This window comes from Pseudomonas sp. S3E12, from assembly GCF_001702295.1.
In the GTDB taxonomy this organism is placed as follows: domain Bacteria; phylum Pseudomonadota; class Gammaproteobacteria; order Pseudomonadales; family Pseudomonadaceae; genus Aquipseudomonas; species Aquipseudomonas marginalis.
Genome location: NZ_MBDT01000005.1, coordinates 529,633 through 546,759, shown reverse-complemented (window position 1 = coordinate 546,759; position 17,127 = coordinate 529,633). Strand labels below are relative to the sequence as shown.

Sequence of the window (17,127 nt, the reverse complement as noted above, 5' to 3'; positions counted from 1 at the left end):
AGGTGCGGAAGATTCTGAAACAGCACCACGGGGTGAAATAAATTTCCCGGCGCTTTATAGTGGCCGACCTCCGTTTCATCAAGTAGCCGAGCCCCATGTCCGAGCCACGCAAGATCCTCGTCACCAGCGCCCTGCCCTATGCCAATGGTTCCATCCATCTTGGCCATATGCTTGAGTACATCCAGACCGATATGTGGGTGCGCTTCCAGAAGCATCGCGGCAATCAATGCATCTATGTCTGCGCGGACGACGCCCACGGTTCGGCCATCATGCTGCGCGCCGAAAAGGAAGGCATCACCCCGGAACAACTGATCGCCAATGTGCAGGCTGAACACAGCGCCGACTTTGCCGAGTTCCTGGTGGACTTCGACAACTTCCACTCGACCCACTCCGCCGAAAACCGCGAGCTGTCGAGCCAGATCTACCTGCGCTTGAAGGACGCCGGGCACATTGCCACGCGCTCGATCACGCAGTATTTCGACCCGGAAAAGAAAATGTTCCTGGCCGACCGCTTCATCAAGGGCACCTGCCCGAAATGCGGCACTGAAGACCAGTACGGCGACAACTGCGAGAAGTGCGGTGCCACCTACGCACCGACTGACCTGAAGAACCCACGCTCGGCGATCTCCGGCGCCATCCCGGTACTCAAGGATTCCCAGCATTTCTTCTTCAAGCTTCCGGATTTCCAGCAGATGCTGCAGACCTGGACGCGCAGCGGCACCCTGCAGGACGCCGTGGCCAACAAGATCGCCGAATGGCTGGATGCAGGCCTGCAACAGTGGGACATCTCCCGCGATGCGCCGTACTTCGGCTTCGAGATCCCAGGCGAGCCCGGCAAATACTTCTATGTGTGGCTGGACGCGCCGATCGGCTACATGGCCAGCTTCAAGAACCTCTGCGACCGTACGCCGGAGCTGGACTTCGATGCGTTCTGGGGCAAGGACTCCACCGCCGAGCTGTACCACTTCATCGGCAAGGACATCGTCAACTTCCACGCCCTGTTCTGGCCAGCGATGCTCGAAGGTTCGGGCTACCGCAAGCCAACCGGCATCGCCGTACACGGCTACCTGACGGTCAACGGCCAGAAGATGTCCAAGTCCCGTGGCACCTTTATCAAGGCACGCACCTACCTGGACCACCTGTCGCCGGAATACCTGCGCTATTACTACGCCTCCAAGCTGGGCCGTGGCGTCGACGACCTGGACCTGAACCTGGAAGACTTTGTCCAGAAGGTCAACTCGGACCTGGTTGGCAAGGTGGTCAACATCGCCAGCCGCTGCGCCGGTTTTATCCATAAGGGCAACGCCGGCCTGCTGGTGGCCGAGAACGCCGCGCCGGAACTGACCGACGCGTTCCTGGCTGCCGCGCCAAGCATCGCCGACGCCTATGAAGCCCGTGACTTTGCCCGTGCCATGCGCGAGATCATGGGCCTGGCCGACCGCGCCAACGCCTGGATCGCCGACAAGGCGCCATGGTCGCTGAACAAGCAGGAAGGCAAGCAGGCTGAGGTCCAGGCGATCTGCGCCACCGGCGTCAACCTGTTCCGCCAGTTGGTGATCTTCCTCAAGCCCGTGCTGCCATTGCTGGCCGCCGACGCCGAGGCGTTCCTCAATGTCGCCCCGCTCACCTGGAACGACCACGCCACGTTGCTCAGCAACCATCAGTTGAATGAATTCAAGCCTCTGATGACCCGGATCGACCCCGTCAAGGTCCAGGCCATGACCGACGCCTCGAAAGAAGACCTGGCCGCCAGCCAGACCGATACCGGCGAATCGAAACCGGCCGGTAACGGCGAGCTGGCCAAGGACCCGCTTTCCCCGGAAATCGACTTTGACGCCTTTGCTGCCGTGGACCTGCGCGTGGCACTGATCATCAAGGCCGAAGCCGTGGAAGGGGCCGACAAACTGCTGCGCCTGACCCTGGATATTGGTGACGAACAACGCAACGTGTTCTCCGGAATCAAGAGCGCCTATCCCGACCCGTCCAAGCTCAATGGTCGCCTGACCATGATGATTGCCAACCTCAAGCCGCGGAAAATGAAGTTCGGTATTTCCGAAGGCATGGTGATGGCGGCGGGCCCTGGCGGCGAAGAGATCTACCTGCTGAGCCCGGACAGCGGCGCCAAACCGGGTCAACGTATCAAGTAAGCCCTGCAAAACAGCCCCGTCGTTTTCCGCGACGGGGCTTTTCAACTAGTCCCCTTTCTCGCTTGCCGGATAATCAAACCCTGTTTGTTCAACCGGCACGCCAATGATCACTCCATGAATCTGATTCAACGTATCGACGCGCTGCTACCGCAGACACACTGCGGCAAGTGCGGGCACCCGGGCTGCAAGCCTTACGCCGAGGGTATCGCCCGGGGTGAGGCAATCAACAAATGCCCGCCTGGAGGACAGGAGACAATTACTGGCCTTGCGCGATTACTGCGAGTCCCCATTCTGGAACTGGACACCAGCCGCGGGGAAGCTCCTGCCCAGGTGGCCTACATTCGCGAGGCCGAGTGCATCGGCTGCACCAAATGCATCCAGGCCTGCCCGGTGGACGCGATTGTCGGCGCCGCCAAGTTGATGCACACCGTCATCGTCGATGAGTGCACGGGTTGCGACCTGTGCGTCGCGCCCTGCCCCGTCGACTGCATTGAGTTGCGCCCACTGGTCACAGGGCTGCCGATCGTCGGCGGCCTGGCAGCGAACGAAAACGAACGCCGTGAACGAGATTTCAAGCGCGATCGTGCCCGGCAACGCTTTGAACAACGCAATGCGCGACTGCAACGGGAAGAAGCGCACAGGATTGCCCAGCGTGTGGCGCGGCCTCAGCGTTCAGCACCAACTCCCCCTTTGCAACTTGACGCAGCGCGGGCCGCCCAGGATGCGGAGGTAAAAAAAGCCAAGATCAATGTGGCCATGAGCCGTGCCCAATTGCACAAATCCTTGAAGGCTTTCGGGCACCCGCCGACCTTTGAACAACAATCCCAACTGATCGCCCTGCAACAGCAGTTCGAGGCAGCGGAGCAGGCATTGGCAGCCCTGGACCAGAATCACGCCGCGCCAACACCGCTGCCTGCCATCAACAACGCCGACCTCAAGCGCGCCAAAATCCAATTGGCGATGCGTCGTGCCGAGTTGAAGAAAGCCCTGGACCAACAGGCTGATCCGCAACAATTAGCCGACGCGCAACACAAGCTCGATGAGGCGCAGCGCCAAGTAGACACCCTTGGTACATGACCGATAATCCTGCTTGCAGGGCTTCAGGCCTGGACCCACTATTCGAAACTACGCTGACTGCCCGAAAGGAACCTTCCGCCCCATGAACGCCGCAAAACGCCTGGAAATTTTCCGCAGGCTTCACGAAGACAATCCGGAACCCAAGACCGAACTGGCCTACTCCTCGCCGTTCGAGTTACTGATTGCCGTGATCCTGTCGGCCCAATCCACGGACGTCGGCGTCAACAAGGCCACGGCCAGGCTGTATCCCGTGGCAAACACGCCAGAGGCGATTTATGCCCTGGGTGTGGACGGGTTGTCGGAGTACATCAAGACCATCGGCCTGTACAACAGCAAGGCCAAGAATGTCATCGAGACCTGCCGCTTGCTGATAGAACGGCACAATAGCGAAGTGCCAGAAACCCGCGAAGCGCTGGAAGCCCTGCCGGGGGTGGGCCGTAAAACCGCCAACGTGGTGCTCAACACCGCATTCAGGCAACTCACCATGGCCGTGGATACCCATATTTTTCGGGTCAGTAATCGAACCGGCATAGCACGCGGCAAGAACGTGGTCGAAGTGGAAAAGCAGCTCATGAAGTTCGTGCCCAAGCCATACCTGCTCGACTCCCACCATTGGCTGATCCTGCACGGACGCTATGTTTGCCAGGCCCGCAAGCCGCGCTGCGGCAGCTGCCGCATTGAAGACCTGTGCGAATACAAGGACAAGACGTCGGACGATTGAGGGTTCATTGGTTTTCTCGATCAGTCGATTGAAAAAATCTTTTTTACCCATTCATGGATTATCGTTATAAGGAGCGCCAACGGCAGTCTTACTCCGGAGTTAACGTTATGAGCACTGACAAAGAACAGTTGGATGTGGAAGACGACCTCGTTGAATCGGAGGACGATGGCGTGGAAGCACCTGTGGCAGAGGTCGCCAAGACCAATCTGAGCAAACGCCGTACTATCGACAACCTTCTGGAAGAACGACGCTTGCAAAAACAACTGGCCGACTACGACTTCGACCTCTGATCAAGCGGTCGACGGCCGGAAGCCTCCCTGACGGAGGCTTTTTTCTGCCGGTTACGCGGCCTGTATGCAGTGCTATGCCCTCACCTATACCAAGCCGTTACGCTGGGCCAGCTCGATCAGGTCAACGAGAGAGCGGGCATTGAGCTTGAGCAGCAGACGAGTCTTGTAGGTACTGACGGTCTTGTTGCTGAGAAACATCCCGTCGGCGATTTCCTTGTTGGTTCTGCCCCGAGCCAATTGCTGCAACACCATCATTTCCCGGCCGGACAGACGCTCGACCATATCGGCCTCACTGGCATTGCCCATGGTGGAGCGTACCGAGTTGAGTGCCTGGTTTGGAAAATAGCTGTAGCCCGACAAAACCGCCTTGATCGCACTCAGCAACTCGGTCAGGTCCTGTTGCTTGCACACATAGCCCGCAGCGCCCGCCTGCATACAACGCATGGAAAAGTGACCAGGGGCCTGGGAGGTGAGCACCAGCACCTTGAACGGTACCGCCTGTTTGGTGGACGAAAGCCGGCAAATAACTTCCAGGCCATCGAGCTTGGGAATCCCAATATCCAGTATGACAATGTCCGGCATATGCTCCCGCGCAAGTTGCAATGCATCGACACCGTTATTGGTCTCGGCAACGACCTCATAACCATGACGTTCCATTAGCATACGCACAGCAAGACGAATGACGGGATGATCATCTACGATCAGCACTTTATTCATGAGAAAGTCCAATTTCGCTGTTCGAATTATTTAGAGCAAACACAATAGCCTAGTCGTTTCCTAGTTGGCATAGCGCTCCCCCCCGAGCAACAGCAAGCAGAGACCCAACCCACAGCGATAAAGGAAATTCCCTACAAAAAAACACCGATTCAGATGTTTCCAGTTTTATGGAGCCTTTCAGAACTTTCCGGGGCATCACATATTTTGAGTGAAATTTCCAAGGTCCCCAGGGGATAAGGTAAACGTGCCGCACACCACTATCAGGAAATGCCCCTTGCCCGTCGACTGCAGGTACCGGAGCTGGCAGAGAAAAATCGGTAGTTTCAGTTCCATTCAACATATTTATTTACTTCCTTATTTCCTACAGGATTTTTTACTTCTTACGTACTCCTCGCACCTATATGAGTGAATTATCTGTAAGACTGGTTCCTACATAAATGATAAAAAATCATTCGCCCGGCAAAAAAAAAACCAGCAATCCAATAGTTGGGTCACCAATTAAACAAGTTTAAACAACGTGGACTTAATCAAAATACCAGGCCAAAAAAAATGGCCCCTTGAAAAAGGGGCCATTTTTTTACAACGAGCTAAACACTCAGAACAACGAGCGACCTTTGTTGGCAGCAATGCGCATGCGCAATGCATTCAACTTGATAAAGCCCGCTGCGTCGGCCTGGTTGTAGGCGCCGCCATCTTCTTCGAAGGTGGCGATGTTGGCGTCAAACAGCGAGTCGTCGGACTTGCGGCCAGTAACGATCACATTGCCCTTGTACAATTTCAGACGCACAACACCGTTCACGTGGGCCTGGGAGGCGTCGATCATCTGTTGCAGCATCAGACGCTCAGGGCTCCACCAGTAGCCGGTATAGATCAGGCTGGCGTACTTGGGCATCAGCTCGTCTTTGAGGTGAGCCACTTCACGGTCCAGGGTGATGGACTCGATGGCGCGGTGAGCACGCAGCATGATGGTGCCGCCCGGGGTTTCGTAGCAACCACGGGACTTCATGCCCACATAGCGGTTCTCGACGATGTCGAGGCGGCCGATGCCGTGTTCGCCACCGATACGGTTCAGCGTCGCCAATACAGTGGCCGGGGTCATTTCCACGCCGTCCAGCGCGACGATGTCGCCATTACGGTAGGTCAGTTCCAGGTACTGCGGCTTGTCTGGAGCGTTCTCCGGGGAGACGGTCCATTTCCACATGTCTTCTTCGTGCTCGGTCCAGGTGTCTTCCAGCACGCCGCCTTCATAGGAGATGTGCAGCAGGTTGGCGTCCATCGAGTACGGGGACTTCTTCTTGCCATGACGCTCGATCGGGATCGCGTGCTTTTCAGCGTAATCCATCAGCTTTTCACGGGACAGCAGGTCCCATTCACGCCACGGGGCAATCACTTTCACACCAGGCTTGAGCGCGTAGGCACCCAGTTCGAAACGCACCTGATCGTTGCCCTTGCCGGTAGCGCCATGGGAAATGGCATCAGCGCCGGTTTCGTTGGCGATTTCGATCAGGCGCTTGGCGATCAGCGGACGTGCGATGGAAGTACCCAGCAGGTACTCGCCTTCGTAGACGGTGTTGGCGCGAAACATCGGGAAGACGAAATCGCGGACGAATTCTTCGCGCAGGTCGTCAATGTAGATCTCTTTCACGCCCATGGCTTGCGCCTTGGCACGTGCAGGTTCGACCTCTTCGCCCTGACCCAGGTCAGCGGTGAAGGTCACCACTTCACAGTTATAAGTATCCTGCAGCCACTTGAGGATCACCGAAGTGTCCAGGCCGCCGGAATACGCGAGAACGACCTTGTTTACGTCGGCCATGCCATCACTCCACGGGGTTGTACGGAAAGGCGTCGATTCTACCGATCAAAACCGTGGATTTACAGGGGCGCGACAGCAAATGAAGATAAAGCGACAGATTATGTCGAACGAGCGACCGATGGTCGCACGTCAGGAGGTGTGTGCCGGGTTACTCGGGCCCGTGGCCTGGGGGGCCGGTTTCTCAGGGGCAGCCACGCGTTCGAGCTGAATATTCACACGGCGATTACGGGCCCGGTTGGCGGCAGTGGTGTTGGGCGCCAGGGGGTAGCTTTCACCATGGAACCGCAGAGTGATCTGAGACTCAGGAATACCGTTGGCCTTGAAGTAGTCCATCACCGCCAGTGCGCGACGGCGTGAAACATCACGGTTGCTCAGACGATTGCCGCTGTTGTCCGAGTGGCCGTTCAATTCGATATGGTTGACGGTAGGGTCCGCCTTCATGAATTCGAGAATCACCGCCAGCTTCTGCTTTGCCGCAGCGTCCAGCTCAATGCCGCCACCGGGGAAGCCTACTTCGGTCTGCTTGACCTGATCGTAATTCATCGGCAGCAGCTTGGCGGTGCACAGCTGATAGTCGCTGTAGGCCTTGTTGAATTTCACCGGCAGCAGGCGAATCTCTGAATAGCCACCCTCGCGTCCATAGTGCCGCACAGTGGGCGAGCGTCCATCGAGCAAACCGTTGAAGAGACGCCCGGCCTGGGCCTGAGAGCTGTTGAACAGCACATCACCGCTGCCGGCACGTACGGCACCGAGATTGATGTCACCCCGACCTGGCTGCCAGGGGGCAGCGGCGGCCAACAAGGTGGCCGACCCTGCACCCAGCGATCCGTTATAGGCTTTCAGACGAAACGTCGCCTGCTCGCCGGCCCGGCGCACGAACTCACCCGAACCGAAGTCGGTGATCGGTTGGGTCAGGCGGCACTCGAACTTGTCCCCCTCCACCTTCCACTCAATGTTCTCCAGACGAGTCTGGAACGTGAGGGCCATAGCAGGCAGGCTGGCGAACACACTGAGCAGGGCTAGATAATGCTGGCGCACGGGAGGCTCCACTGGTTTCTACAACACTTCAAAGCGTCATACATCGATAAGGCATACGAAAGGCTATCGGATGCATCCTGCAAAACTTGATAGCGAGTGCCTGCAAGAGTCTTTTCCGGTAGCATTCCCACCAGATTGACCCGCCTGGAATCCCCAATGTCCGACCGCCTGACCCTGCTGCGTCCCGACGACTGGCATATTCATCTTCGCGATGGTGCTGCGTTGCCCCAAACCGTGGCCGATGTAGCGCGTACGTTTGGCCGCGCCATCATCATGCCTAACCTGGTACCACCGGTGCGTAACGCCGCCGAAGCCGACGCCTATCGCCAGCGCATCCTCGCTGCACGGCCGGCCGGCAGCCGCTTCGAACCGTTGATGGTGCTCTACCTCACCGACCGCACCCAGCCCGAAGAAATTCGCCAGGCCAAGGCCAGCGGTTTCGTGCACGCCGCCAAGCTGTACCCGGCCGGCGCGACCACCAACTCCGATTCCGGCGTGACCAGTATCGACAAGATCCTGCCGGCCATCGAAGCCATGGCCGAAGTCGGCATGCCGCTGCTGATCCACGGTGAAGTCACCCGTGGCGACGTGGACGTCTTCGATCGCGAAAAAATCTTCATCGATGAGCACATGCGCCGCGTGGTCGAGCTGTTCCCGACCCTCAAGGTTGTGTTCGAGCACATCACCACGGCCGATGCCGTGCAGTTCGTCACCGAGGCCTCGGCCAACGTCGGCGCAACCATCACCGCCCATCACCTGCTGTACAACCGCAACCACATGCTGGTGGGCGGGATTCGGCCGCACTTCTATTGCCTGCCGATCCTCAAGCGCAATACCCACCAGGTGGCCTTGCTGGATGCCGCGACCAGCGGTAATCCGAAGTTCTTCCTCGGCACCGACTCTGCGCCTCACGCCCAGCACGCCAAGGAAGCCGCCTGCGGTTGTGCCGGTTGCTACACCGCGTTTGCCGCCATCGAGCTGTATGCCGAAGCGTTCGAACAGCGCAACGCCCTGGATAAACTCGAAGGTTTCGCCAGCCTCAATGGCCCGCGATTCTATGGCCTGCCGGCGAATACCGACCGTATCACCCTGGTCCGTGAAGACTGGACCGCCCCCGCCAGCCTGCCATTTGGCGAGCTGACCGTTATCCCGCTGCGCGCCGGTGAAACACTGCGCTGGCGCCTGCTGGAGGAAAGCAAGTGAGTGAAGACCATTACGATGACGACCAGGAACACGGTGGCGGTGGTGGTTCGCGCCACCCGATGGCCGAACGTTTCCGCGGCTACCTGCCTGTCGTTGTCGACGTAGAAACCGGCGGCTTCAATTGCGCCACCGATGCACTGCTGGAAATCGCCGCAACGACTATCGGCATGGACGAACAGGGCTTTGTGTATCCGGAGCACACCCACTTCTTCCGCGTCGAGCCGTTTGAAGGTGCCAATATCGAAGCGGCAGCCCTGGAGTTCACCGGGATCAAGCTCGATCACCCTCTGCGCATGGCCGTCAGCGAAGAAGCGGCACTCACCGATATCTTCCGTGGCGTGCGCAAGGCCTTGAAGGCCAATGGCTGCAAGCGCGCGATCCTGGTCGGGCATAACAGCAGCTTCGACCTGGGTTTCCTCAACGCCGCCGTGACGCGGCTGGACATGAAGCGCAACCCGTTCCACCCGTTCTCCAGTTTCGACACCGCCACCCTTGCTGGCCTGGCCTATGGCCAGACCGTATTGGCCAAGGCCTGCCAGGCGGCCGGCATCGACTTCGACGGTCGCGAAGCCCACTCGGCCCGCTACGACACCGAGAAGACCGCCGAGCTGTTCTGCGGCATCGTCAACCGCTGGAAGCAGATGGGCGGCTGGGAAGACTTCGGCGACTGAGGTCAAATCCCGCGCATGAAAAAACCGGCCTTCTCAGGCCGGTTTTTTTGTCCCGCGAATCCGGCTTACAGCTTGCCAGCGTTCTCGGTCAGGTAAGCCGCAACGCCTTCTGGCGAAGCGTTCATGCCTTTGTCGCCTTTTTTCCAGTTGGCAGGGCAGACTTCGCCGTGCTCTTCGTGGAATTGCAGGGCGTCGACCAGACGGATCAGCTCTTCCATGTTACGGCCCAGCGGCAGGTCGTTGATGATCTGGGAGCGCACAACGCCCTTGTCGTCGATCAGGAACGCGCCACGGAACGCCACGCCGCCTTCGGACTCAACGTCGTAGGCCTTGGCGATGTCGTGCTTCATGTCGGCAGCCATGGTGTATTTGACTTTGCCGATGCCGCCATCGTTGATGGCCGTGTTGCGCCAGGCGTTGTGGGTGAAATGGGAGTCGATGGAAACGGCAACCACTTCAACGTTACGCGCTTTGAAATCGTCCATGCGGTGGTCCAGAGCGATCAGCTCCGAAGGGCAGACGAAGGTGAAGTCCAGCGGGTAGAAGAACACCAGGCCGTATTTGCCTTTGATGGCTTCAGACAGTTTGAAGCTGTCAACGATTTCGCCATTGCCGAGCACGGCAGGTACGTCGAAATCCGGGGCTTGTTTGCCGACGAGTACGCTCATTGGGTATCTCCTGATGTAAGGGTGACGATTGAAGTAAAAGGACCGGCCTTGAGTCTGCCGCATTCAAGCGACAGCCCTGTGACGCAGTCACGCTTCGTGAAGACCGACCATCATACACTGAAAAAACCGTTCGTCAGCGTGAGGGCGGTGCAGGCGAATACCCTACGAATCTACTTTGACAATCATTCTCGTTAACATTAAGATCCATCGCACTTAAGCCTTAAACCCGCGACGGTTCTCCCTTATGTATGTGTGCCTGTGTACCGGCGTCACCGACGGACAAATCCGCGAAGCAATCTATGAAGGTTGCTGCAGCTACAAGGAAGTGCGTGAAACCACCGGCGTTGCCAGTCAATGTGGTAAATGTGCTTGCCTCGCCAAGCAAGTGGTACGGGAAACCCTGACGCAGCTGCAAACAGCCCAGGCCGCTGTTCCCTACTCAGCAGAATTTACACACGCTTAAATAGGCGTGTTTTGAAGAACCGGACCTCGTGTCCGGTTTTTTTATGCCTGTAATTCAATTAGTTAGCGCTAAGACGCGGAACACAAACATTCTTATTCCGATTAATTTTCATTTATTATTCAATAACTTAGGTTTGACACTAGGGTTTTCGCCGCTCAAACTCCGCCTTATACACAGCTACTACAGGGCAGGACCCCAGTCATGAAAGGCGACATCTCAGTCATCCAGCAACTCAACAAAATCCTTGCCAATGAACTGGTCGCGATCAATCAGTACTTCCTGCATGCGCGCATGTACGACGATTGGGGCCTGGAAAAGCTTGGCAAGCGTGAATACAAAGAATCCATCAAGGCCATGAAGGACGCCGACGCGCTGATCAAGCGCATCCTGTTCCTCGAAGGCCTGCCGAACGTACAGGACCTGGGCAAGCTGAACATCGGCGAGCACACCCAGGAAATGATCAGCAGCGACCTGGGCTTTGAACGCAAGAGCCACAGCGACCTCAAGGCCGCCATCGCACATTGCGAGACCAAAGGCGACTTCGGCAGCCGCGAGCTGCTGGAAGACATCCTCGAAGACCAGGAAGAACATATCGACTGGCTGGAAACCCAACTGGGCCTGATCGATAAAGTCAGCCTGGAAAACTACCTGCAATCGCAGATGGGCGAATAATACCGTCGCTCTCTCAGGTACAAAAAAGCCCCGCTCTCTCACGAGAAGCGGGGCTTTTTATTGCAGGCGAATCAAGCGTCGGTCTTGGCCGCCGCGTTTGCCGCTGCATCTTTGATCAACGCCTGCAACGAACCATCAGCCGCCATTTCGGTGATGATATCGCTACCGCCGACCAGCTCGCCGGCTACCCACAGTTGCGGGAAGGTAGGCCAGTTGGCGTACTTCGGCAGGTTGGCGCGGATTTCCGGATTTTGCAGGATATCCACGTAAGCGAACTTCTCGCCACACTGCATCACAGCCTGGGAAGCCTTCGCGGAGAAACCGCACTGAGGAGCGTTAGGTGCGCCCTTCATGTAAAGCAGAATGGTGTTGTTGGCAATCTGCTCTTTGATCGTTTCGATGATATCCATGGAACACCTCGGCTGGAACTTTGCGACTCACAGGTCGGCACGGTGGCGCATTGTAACGCAAAATTCCAACGCGGTGCTCGGGCTCCTTATGCGGCAGCGACTTGGACCGGTACGCCATTCAATGCCGCATTGCCCGATAACTCATCCAATTGCCGCTCGTCGGTCAAGTCATTCGCGCTCGCCCCCGGTTGCTCGCTGGCGATGGTCATCTGGACCCCAGGACGGGCGTGGCCCCAACCATGGGGCAGGCTGACCACGCCGGGCATCATGTCCAGGCTGGCGACCACCTCTACCTCGATCATGCCGATACGTGAACTGACGCGCACCCGCTGTCCATCTGCCAACTGGCGACTGGCCAGGTCGTCGGGATGCATATGCAACTGGTGCCGAGGCTTGCCCTTCACCAGCCGGTGATAGTTATGCATCCAGGAATTATTACTGCGCACATGGCGACGGCCGATCAGCAGCAACTCGTCAGCCACAGGCATCGGCTGCGCCGCAAAGCGCGCCAGATCCGCCAGAATCACTGCCGGTGCCGCCTGAACCTTGCCATCCACGGTTTTCAACCGCGCTGCGAGATTTGGCTGGAGCGGCCCCAGGTCCATGCCATGGGGATGATCCGCCAGCTTCGCCACCGACAACTGATGGCTCGACGCATCACCATAAGCACCGGCGCGCAGGCCGAAGTCGATCATTTGCGCAGGCGGCATGGTGGGCTTGAGCGCCCTACCGGTGTGCGCAGCGAATGCCGTGGCCAGGCCGACAAAAATCTCCCAGTCATGCAACGCCCCCTCAGGCTTGGGCAGGATCGCGCGATTGAAACGGGTGACATTGCGCACGGCGAACATGTTGAACGTGGTGTCGTAGTGGTCGTTTTCCAGCGCCGAAGTGGACGGCAGGATCAGATCGGCATAACGCGTGGTCTCGTTGATATAGAGGTCGATGCTGACCATGAACTCCAAGCCGTCCAGCGCCTGCTCCAACTGACGGCCATTGGGGGTCGACAGCACCGGGTTGCCCGCCACCGTCACCAGCGCGCGGACCTGCCCTTCGCCGCCGGTGAGCATTTCTTCGGCCAATGCAGACACCGGCAACTCGCCGCCGTACTCCGGGCGCCCGGACACGCGACTCTGCCAGCGATTGAAATGCCCGCCACCGGTGGACGCGACCAAATCCACCGCCGGACTGGTGCATAACGCACCGCCCTCGCGGTCGAGGTTGCCCGTGACCAGGTTGATCAACTGCACCAGCCAATGACACAGCGTGCCGAACGCCTGGGTCGACACCCCCATGCGCCCGTAGCAAACAGCTCTATCCGCAGCAGCGAAATCCCGTGCCAACTGGCGGATCTGCTCGGCAGGTACGGCACACTGGCGGCTCATGGCTTCGGCGGTAAAGCCGAGGATCGCACGGCGCACATCCTCAAGGCCCTCTACCGGCAAATGACTGTCACGCGTCAGGTTTTCGGTGAACAGCGTGTTGAGTACCCCGAACAGCAACGCCGCATCCCCGCCAGGCCGCACAAACAGATGCTGATCAGCGATCGCCGCCGTCTCGCTGCGCCGAGGATCGACCACCACCACCTTGCCACCCCGCGCCTGGATGGCCTTGAGACGCTTCTCCACATCGGGCACGGTCATGATGCTGCCGTTGGAGGCCAGCGGGTTGCCGCCCAGGATCAGCATGAAGTCGGTGTGGTCAATGTCCGGAATCGGCAGCAACAGGCCGTGGCCGTACATCAGGTGGCTGGTGAGGTGATGGGGCAACTGGTCTACGGAGGTGGCAGAAAACCGGTTGCGCGTCTTGAGCTGGCCGAGGAAGTAGTTGCTGTGGGTCATCAGCCCATAGTTGTGCACGCTGGGGTTGCCCTGATACACCGCCACCGCATGCTGCCCATGCCGCGCCTGGATGCCCGCGAGCCGCTCGGCGACCAGGGCAAACGCCTCATCCCACGGGATTGGCTGCCATTCGCTGCCCACCCGCAACATAGGCTGGTGCAGGCGGTCAGGATCATTCTGGATGTCCTGCAACGCCACGGCCTTGGGGCAGATGTGGCCGCGACTGAAGCTGTCCAGCGTGTCGCCCTTGATCGAGGTGATCGCCAGGCTGCCGTCTTCGGCTTGGGTGGTTTCCAGGGTCAGGCCACAGATGGCTTCACACAGGTGGCAGGCACGGTGGTGGAGAGTCTTGGTCATGGCCAGTCTCTTTATTGGGCTTTGGCCTGACTATGGGCCGTGACCATGACAGGCGCCAGCATCGTTCGTCCTGTGAATCGATAGCCATCAGGCCAGGCCATGCGCAAACATGAGCAAATGTTACAGAGCCTGTAACCCCCGTCTAAAACCGACACAGCCCGGCCTGGGCCCGCCCCTGCACATTGCAAATGGTTGCGAGGCCAGTGTACAAATGACCTGCTGCTGTCTGGAAACCGTCTTCGAATGCGCTCTTGCGCCCTTCTTGAACACCCATAAAACCGTAGCCCTATTGGTAAGACGCGACATTTAATTATAAGATCGCGCCTTCCCCTATTTCGTCGCCCCGTGCGGCTTTCGCCGCAGGTCTCGCCCGTTGTCACAATAAACAAGGCTTTGAGTATCTGCGGTCTGTTGCAAAAAGGTAGTTAATGATGAGCGCAAGGCACTTTCTCTCCCTGATGGATTGCACGCCCGAAGAGCTGGTCAGCGTGATCCGTCGAGGCATTGAGCTTAAAGACCTGCGTAATCGCGGCGTACTGTTCGAGCCTTTGAAAAACCGCGTGCTCGGGATGATTTTCGAGAAGTCGTCGACCCGCACTCGCCTGTCGTTCGAAGCCGGCATGATCCAACTGGGAGGCCAGGCCATCTTCCTGTCGCCGCGTGACACCCAACTGGGCCGTGGCGAGCCGATCAGCGACTGCGCGATCGTCATGTCGCGCATGCTCGATGCGGTGATGATCCGTACCTTCGCCCATAGCACCCTGACCGAATTCGCCGCCAACTCGCGCGTGCCGGTGATCAACGGCCTGTCCGATGACCTGCACCCGTGCCAGTTGCTGGCCGATATGCAGACCTTCCTTGAGCACCGTGGCTCGATCCAGGGCAAGACCGTGGCCTGGATCGGTGACGGCAACAACATGTGCAACAGCTATATAGAAGCGGCGATTCAGTTCGACTTCCACCTGCGCATCGCCTGTCCGGAAGGCTTCGAACCGGCCGCCGAGTTCCTGGCCAAGGCCGATGGCCGTGTGCAGATCCTGCGCGATCCAAAGGACGCAGCGATCGGCGCCCACCTGGTCAGCACCGACGTCTGGACCTCCATGGGCCAGGAAGACGAAACCGCCAAGCGCCTGGCCCTGTTCGCGCCCTTCCAGGTGACCCGCGCCCTGCTCGACATGGCCGCGCCGGACATGCTGTTCATGCACTGCCTGCCCGCCCACCGTGGTGAGGAAATTAGCCTCGACCTGCTCGATGACCCACGCTCCGTGGCCTGGGACCAGGCAGAGAACCGCCTGCACGCGCAAAAAGCCCTGCTCGAATTCCTCGTCGAACCGGCGTACCACCACGCATGAGCCAGCCATTACTGCTGAACTTGCGCAATCTGGCATGCGGCTACCAGGATCAACGGGTGGTGCAGAACCTCAATCTGCACCTCAACACGGGCGATATCGGCTGCCTGCTGGGCTCTTCGGGCTGTGGCAAAACCACGACCTTGCGCGCGATTGCCGGTTTTGAGCCGGTGCACGAAGGCGAAATCAGCCTGGCGGGCGAAGTGATCTCCAGCGCCGGTTTTACCCTGGCACCGGAGAAACGTCGTATCGGCATGGTGTTCCAGGACTACGCGCTGTTTCCCCACCTCAGCGTGGCCGACAACATCGCCTTCGGCATTCGCAAGCACCCGCAAAAAGACCGTGTGGTCGCCGAACTGCTGGAACTGGTCAACCTCAAGAACCTGGGCAAGCGTTTCCCCCACGAACTGTCGGGCGGCCAGCAACAACGCGTCGCCCTCGCCCGCGCCCTGGCACCGGAGCCGCAGCTGTTGCTGCTGGACGAACCGTTCTCCAACCTCGACGGCGAACTGCGGCGCAAGCTCAGCCACGAGGTACGCGACATTCTCAAGGCACGGGGCACCAGTGCGATCCTGGTCACCCATGACCAGGAAGAGGCATTCGCCGTGAGTGATCATGTCGGGGTGTTCAAGGAAGGCCGCCTGGAGCAGTGGGATACCCCCTACAACCTCTATCACGAACCCCTGACGCCTTACGTCGCCAGCTTTATCGGCCAGGGTTATTTCATTCGTGGCCAGTTGAGTTCGCCCGAGTCCGTCCACACCGAACTGGGCGACCTGCGCGGAAACCGCGCCTACACCTGGCCTACGGGGGGGGCGGTGGACGTCTTGCTGCGCCCGGACGACATCGTCTACGCGCCGGACAGTGCCTTGAAAGCGCGGATCGTCGGCAAGACCTTCCTCGGCGCATCGACCCTGTACCGCCTGCAACTGCCGACCGGCGCGCAGCTGGAGTCGATTTTCCCCAGCCATGCCGACCATCAGGTGGGCGCACAAGTGGGCATTCGCGTGGCCGCGGAGCATCTGGTGCTGTTCCAGGCCTCAGGCAGCGTCGCGGCGCAGGTTCCTCACGCCGAATCCGGCGTACGGCGCTACAGCCCGGCTGGCTGAGTCAATGATCAACGTGTGGGAGGGGCAAGCCTCCTCCCACATTGGTTATCCAGGATACCGGGATTACGCCCGGCCAATTTCTGCGAATTTGGCCTGGGTATGCTCCGCCAGCACCGCGGCGGACAACTCCACTTCCAGTCCCCTTCTCCCCGCACTCACAAAAATTGTCGCAAACGGCTGCGCCGTCACATCGATAAATGTGCGCAAACGCTTCTTCTGCCCCAATGGGCTGATGCCTCCCAGCAGGTAACCGGTGGAACGCTGCGCCGCCGCCGGATCAGCCATTTCGACTTTTTTCACACCCGCCGCATGAGCCAGAGCCTTGAGGTCCAGACTTCCGACGACCGGCACCACAGCCACCAATAATTCGCCTTTTTCGCTGCTGGCCAACAAGGTCTTGAACACCTGCGCCGGGTCGAGGCCCAATTTTTCTGCGGCCTCCAGGCCATAGGAGGCCGCCTTGGGGTCGTGTTCATAACTGTGGATGCGATGTTCGGCGCGAACTTTTTTCAACAAATCCAATGCGGGCGTCATGACCTCTCCGAGCGTGGCAAACAGACGGCCAATTCTAGGCCAAGCCCGCA

General features: G+C 58.9%; 17 protein-coding genes. 10 read left to right on the top strand and 7 right to left on the bottom strand.

What is annotated here, in order from left to right; all coding sequences use genetic code 11:
• The first annotated feature begins 95 nt into the window (after positions 1 to 95).
• From metG to BB029_RS07235, 4 genes are all read left to right on the top strand, one after another.
• Positions 96 to 2,147: a methionine--tRNA ligase gene (gene metG, locus BB029_RS07250; protein ID WP_027604583.1), complete on the top strand. Its 2,052-nt coding sequence runs from the start codon at positions 96 to 98 to the stop codon at positions 2,145 to 2,147.
• Positions 2,148 to 2,261: 114 nt separating this feature from the next.
• Complete coding sequence (rsxB, locus tag BB029_RS07245; protein ID WP_065938698.1) at positions 2,262 to 3,224, top strand: electron transport complex subunit RsxB; 963 nt, start codon at positions 2,262 to 2,264, stop codon at positions 3,222 to 3,224.
• An 82-nt stretch (positions 3,225 to 3,306) separates the two neighbouring features.
• Positions 3,307 to 3,945, top strand: a complete 639-nt coding sequence (gene nth, locus BB029_RS07240) for an endonuclease III (RefSeq protein WP_027604585.1) — start codon at positions 3,307 to 3,309, stop codon at positions 3,943 to 3,945.
• A gap of 107 nt (positions 3,946 to 4,052) precedes the next feature.
• Positions 4,053 to 4,235: a PA3496 family putative envelope integrity protein gene (locus BB029_RS07235; RefSeq protein WP_027604586.1), complete on the top strand. Its 183-nt coding sequence runs from the start codon at positions 4,053 to 4,055 to the stop codon at positions 4,233 to 4,235.
• Positions 4,236 to 4,319: 84 nt separating this feature from the next.
• On the opposite strand, the gene BB029_RS07230 is transcribed toward BB029_RS07235, so the two are convergent.
• The 3 genes from BB029_RS07230 to BB029_RS07220 form a co-directional block, all read right to left on the bottom strand.
• Entirely contained in the window at positions 4,320 to 4,952 is a 633-nt protein-coding gene (locus tag BB029_RS07230) for a response regulator transcription factor (protein WP_027604587.1), read from the bottom strand.
• Between the two features lie 595 nt (positions 4,953 to 5,547).
• Positions 5,548 to 6,765 (bottom strand): argininosuccinate synthase, encoded by a 1,218-nt coding sequence (locus tag BB029_RS07225; protein ID WP_012722490.1) that lies wholly within the window; start codon positions 6,763 to 6,765, stop codon positions 5,548 to 5,550.
• A gap of 129 nt (positions 6,766 to 6,894) precedes the next feature.
• Positions 6,895 to 7,803 (bottom strand): OmpA family protein, encoded by a 909-nt coding sequence (locus BB029_RS07220; protein WP_065938697.1) that lies wholly within the window; start codon positions 7,801 to 7,803, stop codon positions 6,895 to 6,897.
• A gap of 156 nt (positions 7,804 to 7,959) precedes the next feature.
• Here BB029_RS07220 and pyrC point away from each other — a divergent pair, with 156 nt between their 5' ends.
• The gene (gene pyrC / locus BB029_RS07215) at positions 7,960 to 9,006 is read left to right on the top strand and encodes a dihydroorotase (RefSeq protein ID WP_027604589.1); all 1,047 of its coding nucleotides are present in this window, start codon (positions 7,960 to 7,962) and stop codon (positions 9,004 to 9,006) included.
• Positions 9,003 to 9,677, top strand: coding sequence for a ribonuclease T (gene rnt / locus BB029_RS07210; RefSeq protein ID WP_027604590.1), 675 nt, complete (start codon positions 9,003 to 9,005; stop codon positions 9,675 to 9,677). The genes pyrC and rnt overlap by 4 nt, the downstream gene beginning before the upstream one ends.
• A gap of 65 nt (positions 9,678 to 9,742) precedes the next feature.
• On the opposite strand, the gene BB029_RS07205 is transcribed toward rnt, so the two are convergent.
• Positions 9,743 to 10,345, bottom strand: a complete 603-nt coding sequence (locus BB029_RS07205; RefSeq protein WP_003172097.1) for a peroxiredoxin — start codon at positions 10,343 to 10,345, stop codon at positions 9,743 to 9,745.
• Between the two features lie 244 nt (positions 10,346 to 10,589).
• On the opposite strand from BB029_RS07205, the gene BB029_RS31865 reads away from it, so the two are divergent.
• The gene (locus BB029_RS31865) at positions 10,590 to 10,808 is read left to right on the top strand and encodes a bacterioferritin-associated ferredoxin (RefSeq protein WP_074844072.1); all 219 of its coding nucleotides are present in this window, start codon (positions 10,590 to 10,592) and stop codon (positions 10,806 to 10,808) included.
• Positions 10,809 to 11,009: 201 nt separating this feature from the next.
• Entirely contained in the window at positions 11,010 to 11,480 is a 471-nt protein-coding gene (gene bfr, locus BB029_RS07200; protein WP_012722487.1) for a bacterioferritin, read from the top strand.
• 71 nt (positions 11,481 to 11,551) lie between these two features.
• Here bfr and grxD read toward each other — a convergent pair whose 3' ends face one another.
• Together grxD and BB029_RS07190 are read right to left on the bottom strand one after the other, a co-directional pair.
• On the bottom strand, positions 11,552 to 11,890 hold the full coding sequence (grxD, locus tag BB029_RS07195; RefSeq protein WP_027604591.1) for a Grx4 family monothiol glutaredoxin: 339 nt from the start codon (positions 11,888 to 11,890) through the stop codon (positions 11,552 to 11,554).
• An 86-nt stretch (positions 11,891 to 11,976) separates the two neighbouring features.
• Complete coding sequence (locus tag BB029_RS07190; RefSeq protein ID WP_065938696.1) at positions 11,977 to 14,085, bottom strand: molybdopterin oxidoreductase family protein; 2,109 nt, start codon at positions 14,083 to 14,085, stop codon at positions 11,977 to 11,979.
• A 431-nt stretch (positions 14,086 to 14,516) separates the two neighbouring features.
• Here BB029_RS07190 and argF point away from each other — a divergent pair, with 431 nt between their 5' ends.
• Together argF and BB029_RS07180 are read left to right on the top strand one after the other, a co-directional pair.
• On the top strand, positions 14,517 to 15,437 hold the full coding sequence (argF, locus tag BB029_RS07185) for an ornithine carbamoyltransferase (RefSeq protein WP_065938695.1): 921 nt from the start codon (positions 14,517 to 14,519) through the stop codon (positions 15,435 to 15,437).
• Positions 15,434 to 16,543 carry an ABC transporter ATP-binding protein gene (locus BB029_RS07180; protein WP_065938694.1) on the top strand — a complete coding sequence of 370 codons (1,110 nt, stop codon included), beginning with the start codon at positions 15,434 to 15,436 and terminating at the stop codon, positions 16,541 to 16,543. Before argF ends, BB029_RS07180 begins: the two co-directional genes overlap by 4 nt.
• Positions 16,544 to 16,606: 63 nt before the next feature.
• Here the strand turns inward: BB029_RS07180 and ybaK are convergent, their stop codons facing one another.
• Positions 16,607 to 17,077, bottom strand: coding sequence for a Cys-tRNA(Pro) deacylase (gene ybaK, locus BB029_RS07175; RefSeq protein ID WP_027604595.1), 471 nt, complete (start codon positions 17,075 to 17,077; stop codon positions 16,607 to 16,609).
• Positions 17,078 to 17,127: the final 50 nt, after the last annotated feature.

Excerpts from the sequence above, each read along its gene's own strand:
- metG (WP_027604583.1), top strand. The coding sequence starts at position 96 with ATGTCCGAGCCACGCAAGATCCTCGTCACCAGCGCCCTGCCCTATGCC.
- rsxB (WP_065938698.1), top strand. The coding sequence starts at position 2,262 with ATGAATCTGATTCAACGTATCGACGCGCTGCTACCGCAGACACACTGC.
- nth (WP_027604585.1), top strand. The coding sequence starts at position 3,307 with ATGAACGCCGCAAAACGCCTGGAAATTTTCCGCAGGCTTCACGAAGAC.
- BB029_RS07235 (WP_027604586.1), top strand. The coding sequence starts at position 4,053 with ATGAGCACTGACAAAGAACAGTTGGATGTGGAAGACGACCTCGTTGAA.
- BB029_RS07230 (WP_027604587.1), bottom strand. The coding sequence starts at position 4,952 with ATGAATAAAGTGCTGATCGTAGATGATCATCCCGTCATTCGTCTTGCT.
- BB029_RS07225 (WP_012722490.1), bottom strand. The coding sequence starts at position 6,765 with ATGGCCGACGTAAACAAGGTCGTTCTCGCGTATTCCGGCGGCCTGGAC.
- pyrC (WP_027604589.1), top strand. The coding sequence starts at position 7,960 with ATGTCCGACCGCCTGACCCTGCTGCGTCCCGACGACTGGCATATTCAT.
- BB029_RS07205 (WP_003172097.1), bottom strand. The coding sequence starts at position 10,345 with ATGAGCGTACTCGTCGGCAAACAAGCCCCGGATTTCGACGTACCTGCC.
- BB029_RS31865 (WP_074844072.1), top strand. The coding sequence starts at position 10,590 with ATGTATGTGTGCCTGTGTACCGGCGTCACCGACGGACAAATCCGCGAA.
- bfr (WP_012722487.1), top strand. The coding sequence starts at position 11,010 with ATGAAAGGCGACATCTCAGTCATCCAGCAACTCAACAAAATCCTTGCC.
- grxD (WP_027604591.1), bottom strand. The coding sequence starts at position 11,890 with ATGGATATCATCGAAACGATCAAAGAGCAGATTGCCAACAACACCATT.
- BB029_RS07190 (WP_065938696.1), bottom strand. The coding sequence starts at position 14,085 with ATGACCAAGACTCTCCACCACCGTGCCTGCCACCTGTGTGAAGCCATC.
- argF (WP_065938695.1), top strand. The coding sequence starts at position 14,517 with ATGAGCGCAAGGCACTTTCTCTCCCTGATGGATTGCACGCCCGAAGAG.
- BB029_RS07180 (WP_065938694.1), top strand. The coding sequence starts at position 15,434 with ATGAGCCAGCCATTACTGCTGAACTTGCGCAATCTGGCATGCGGCTAC.
- ybaK (WP_027604595.1), bottom strand. The coding sequence starts at position 17,077 with ATGACGCCCGCATTGGATTTGTTGAAAAAAGTTCGCGCCGAACATCGC.